Origin of the sequence: Solemya pervernicosa gill symbiont, assembly GCF_002020875.1 — a bacterium.
Taxonomy (GTDB): domain Bacteria; phylum Pseudomonadota; class Gammaproteobacteria.
The window spans coordinates 1-4,544 of the sequence record NZ_MPRL01000110.1; the positions used below are offsets into that span (position 1 = coordinate 1).

The following is a 4,544-nucleotide window of genomic DNA, read 5'->3' on the forward strand; positions in this document are numbered from 1 at the left end:
GGGGCGCCGTAGGCATAAACGGTCGCGTTAAGTATTTGCCGCTTGCTTGGGCTTGGATGCCCAAAACAAGCTTCCGCAAAAATAGCGACTCCCCGGGAGCCTCTCACCCGCCTCGACCGGCATCTACCGTGACATGACCCAGATCCGTTTCGACCACCCGACCTGGATCCCCGAGAACTGCACCGCCTGCGGCGACTGCTACACCCTCTGCCCCGACAGCGCCATCCCCGGTCTGGTCAACTCTATGAGTGAGGTGTTCGAGACCACTATCGGCCGTATTGAGAAGAACGGTCGCATCACCAAACATCTGCGCCGCGCAGTACGTAGTGTGGAGAAGAAGCTGCGTGAGCTGATCGTCGATGAGGCCGAGGAGGCGAAGGTCAACGAACTGCTTGCCGAGGCGATCAACGACACCCTTACCGAGACCGAGGGCGAGGAGAAGAACGAGCTCGCTACCGAGTTCGACTGGTTCGAAGAGTCGCTGGGTGACTTCAAATTCGCCATCACCAAGCCCTACTACTCCAACCGTGAGAAGAGGGACAAAAACTCCGGCGGTCTGTTCAGCATCACCATCAACCCCTACACCTGTAAGGGCTGCATGGAGTGCGTCACCGTCTGTGATGATAACGCCCTGTTCGCCGAGCGACAGACCAACGATACGGTCGAGCGTCTGCGCACCGACTGGGAGTACTGGCTCGACCTGCCGACCACCAGCAAGGAGTTCAGCCGCATCGACGATCTCGATGAGAAGATCGGTGCGCTCGAGACGCTGCTGCTCGACAAACACAACTACAACTCGATGGATTGCGGCGACGGCGCCTGCCTCGGTTGCGGCGAGAAGACCGCCCTGCACATCTTCGTTGGTACGGTGACCGCACTGATGCAGCAGCGCGTGGTCGGCCATGTGAACAAGCTCGAGGATCTGATCCAGAAGCTCGATAACCACATTCGCGTCAAACTGGCCGAGACGGTCAACCTGAGCGATGGCGATGCGGTCAACCAGGTCGTGGCCGAGACCGAGGGCAAGGATCTGACCCTCTCGCGTCTCTCTGCGGGCCTCGACGAGGGGACCGCCTCTACACCGCTCGATCGCGAGTGGCTCACCTGGGCGATGGGTCTGCTCGATCAGCTGAAGGATCTACGCTGGAAGTATGTCGAGGGCATCACTGGCAAGGGACGTTCCGAGCTCGGTATCGTCAACGCCACCGGCTGTACCTCCGTATGGGGTGCAACCTTCCCCTACAACCCCTATCCGTTCCCCTGGACCAGCCACCTCTTCTAGGACTCACCCTCAATGGCGATGGGTCTGTTCGAGGGACACATGGCGAAGATGGCCGACGGCTTCAAGGCGATCCGCATGGTCGAGCTGGAACTGGCTGGCAAGTACTCCGAGGAGAAACACGACGGCTTCTTCAAATACTTCAGCTGGAAGGACTTCTCTGATGAGGAGTTCCAGCTCTCGCCGCCGGTCGTCTCGGTCGGTGGTGACGGCGCGATGTATGACATCGGTTTCCAGAACCTCTCCCGCATGATGATGTCGGGCATGCCGATCAAGGTGATGGTGCTCGACACTCAGGTCTACTCCAACACCGGTGGCCAGGCCTGTACCTCGGGCTTTATCGGTCAGATTTCCGACATGGCCCCCTACGGCAAGGCGTGGAAGGGCAAGAAGGAGGAGACGCGTAAGGAGATGTCGATTATCGGCATGGCCCATCGAACCAGCTACGTGCTGCAGGGTTCTATCTCCAACGTCACCCATCTGATCGATGGTTACATCGAGGGCCTCAACAGCCGTCGCCCGGCACTCTTTAACATCTACGCGGTCTGTCAGCCCGAGCACGGTGTCGCTGATGACGCCTCGGAGATGCAGAGCAAGATGGCCGTCGAGTCACGCGCCTACCCACTCTATAAATTCGATCCCGATCTGGGCACTACCATCGCCGAGTGCTCCTCGCTCGAGGGCAATCCGCAGATGGATAACGACTGGCCGATCTACACGTTGAAGTACCTCAACGAGAAGGGCAAGGAGGAGAGCATGACTCTCCCCTTCACCTTCGCCGACTTCGCCGTCACCGAGGGTCGCTTCCGCAAGCAGTTCCGCAAGGCCCCGGCCAACACCTGGAACGATGACATGATCGCGCTACACGAGTTCATCGATATGGATGAGGATGATCGAGACGGTCGCTTCCCCTATATCTGGGTCGCCGATGCCAAGCAGCGCCTCAACCGCGTACTGGTCTCCCAGGAGCTGGTGCGCTCCACCATCGAGCGTCGCAACTTCTGGCGCCTGATGAAGTCGATGGTCGGTGTCGATCAGGTGGTCGACGCGCAGAAGATCGCCGAGGAGGCACGGGTCGACATGGCACAGCGCCTCACCTCTTCACTGCTTTCACTCGCCGCCAGTGGCGATGCCGCCAGTCTCTCCGGAGCACTAACCGGAGCCCCCTCTAACGGCAACGGCGGCAATGGCGCTGCGGCACACGCGGCCGATCTGGGTGACTACGAGCCGGTCTGGGTTGAGACACCCGAATGTACCGCCTGTGATGAGTGTATCGAGATCAATCCGAAGATCTTTACCTACAACGACGCCAAGCAGGCGGTGATTGTCGATCCCAAGGCGGGTTCCTTCCAGGATATCGTCAAGGCGGCGGAGAAGTGCACCGCCGAGTGTATCCACCCCGGCACACCGTTTAATGCGGGTGAGGCGGGAATCGATAAGCTGGTCAAACGCGCTGAGAAGTTCCAGTAGGACGGTAACGTGTTAGGACTACTCGACAAACTGCGACGCAAGACCTTTGCTCGCGGCATCCATCCACCGCAGCACAAGGAGACGGCGGAGGTGGAGATTCGCCGCCTGCCGTTCCCCTCGCGTCTGATCCTGCCGCTGGCACAGCACTTCGGCGCAGCCTCGAAGCCGCTGGTCCACGTTGGCCAGGAGGTGGTACGCGGTGAGCCGATCGCTGCGGCGGACGGCTTCATGTCGGTGCCGCTGCATGCACCGGCCACCGGTATCATCGAATCGATTGAGCTGATGCCCTCGGCACGCGGCCCCAAGGTCGAGTCGATCATTCTCAAAGTCCATCAGGGCTCGGCGCAGCGGGTGCTCTACGGCGCGCAGCGCGATGTCGAGACGCTCTCCCCCGCCGAGGTAATTCAGGCGGTACAGGATAGCGGCATGGTGGGGCTCGGCGGTGCCGGATTTCCCTCCCACGTCAAACTCTCGGTCCCGCCCGATCACACCATCGACACGCTGGTGGTGAACGGCTGTGAGTGTGAACCCTACCTCACCACCGATCATCGCATAATGCTCGAACAGGGTGATGATCTGATACGCGGTATCGGTTTTGCCATGCAGGCGGTCGGTGCCGAACGCGCCGTGATCGGCATCGAGGATAACAAGCTCGATGCAATCAAGAAGCTGCGCGAGCTGCTACCCAAAGATGGACCGATCACGGTGCAGTCGGTTAAGACCAAATATCCGCAGGGCTCCGAAAAGTTGCTAATCACCGCACTGCTTGGTCGTGAGGTCCCCTCCGGTGGATTCCCCTATCAGGTCGGCGTGGTGGTCAACAACGTCGCGACCCTCACCGAACTCGGCGTGCTGTTGCCCGAGTCGGAGGGATTGATCGAACGGGTCATCACCATCACCGGTCCCGGTGTCAGGAAGCCGGGCAACTACATCGTTACCCTCGGCACGCCGTTACGTTTCGTACTCGAGCAGGTCGGTTTCGAGGGGAGTCAGGCACACCTGATTCTCGGTGGGCCGATGATGGGCACCACCGTCGCCTCGCTCGATGTCCCGGTCACCAAACCGGTCTCCGGCATCCTGGTGATGAATGAACATGTGGTGCGTGAGAGGGCTGCCTGATGCCAACCTCCAAGATCGAACTGCGCACCTCACCCCATCTGCACAGCGCACCCAGCGTTGAGCAGATCATGCGCAACGTGGTCTACGCGATGCTGCCGATCTGCGCGATGGCGGTCTACCAGTTCGGTATCAGTGCCGCGGCGCTGATCCTGGTGGTGACCGGTAGCTGTGTACTGACCGAGTACCTTTTCAATCGCCTCTCCAACGCCAGTGCCACCATCGGTGACTGGAGCGCGACCATCACCGGCATGCTGCTGGCGCTGACACTGCCACCCGGCTTCCCACTCTGGATGGGCGCAGTGGCTGGCTTTATCGATATTGCGATGGGCAAGGTGATGTTTGGCGGTATCGGCTTCAATCTCTTTAACCCTGCCCTGGTCGGTCGCGCCTTTGTACAGGCCGCCTTCCCGGTAGCGATCACCACCTGGACACCGGCGATGGCACCGGGACGTTTCCTTGAGTTCATCCCATCGACCCTCGCCCTCCCCTTTATGAGCCCGCCAGCCATTGGCGACTGGATCGCCGCGAAGGGTGTCGACAGCTTTACCGGTGCCACACCGCTCGCACTGCAGAAGTTCGTAGGGGAGTCGCTATTTTTGCGAGAGTTTGTTTTGGGCATCCAAGCCCAAGCAAACAGCAAAAACTTCACGCGACCGTTTATGCCTGCGGCGCCCCG

2 protein-coding genes and 1 pseudogene are annotated in these 4,544 nt (G+C 60.2%); all 3 read left to right on the forward strand.

What is annotated here, in order from left to right; translation table 11 throughout:
* Positions 1-97: 97 nt before the first annotated feature.
* Positions 98-2,749 (forward strand): annotated as a pseudogene (locus BOW52_RS16130) (thiamine pyrophosphate-dependent enzyme); the annotation flags it as partial.
* Positions 2,750-2,758: 9 nt separating this feature from the next.
* Positions 2,759-3,868: an RnfABCDGE type electron transport complex subunit C gene (locus BOW52_RS16135; protein WP_078485111.1), complete on the forward strand. Its 1,110-nt coding sequence runs from the start codon at positions 2,759-2,761 to the stop codon at positions 3,866-3,868.
* On the forward strand, positions 3,868-4,544 hold a 677-nt coding region (locus tag BOW52_RS16140), incomplete at its 3' end, for an RnfABCDGE type electron transport complex subunit D (RefSeq protein WP_172840397.1). The genes BOW52_RS16135 and BOW52_RS16140, both read left to right, overlap by 1 nt.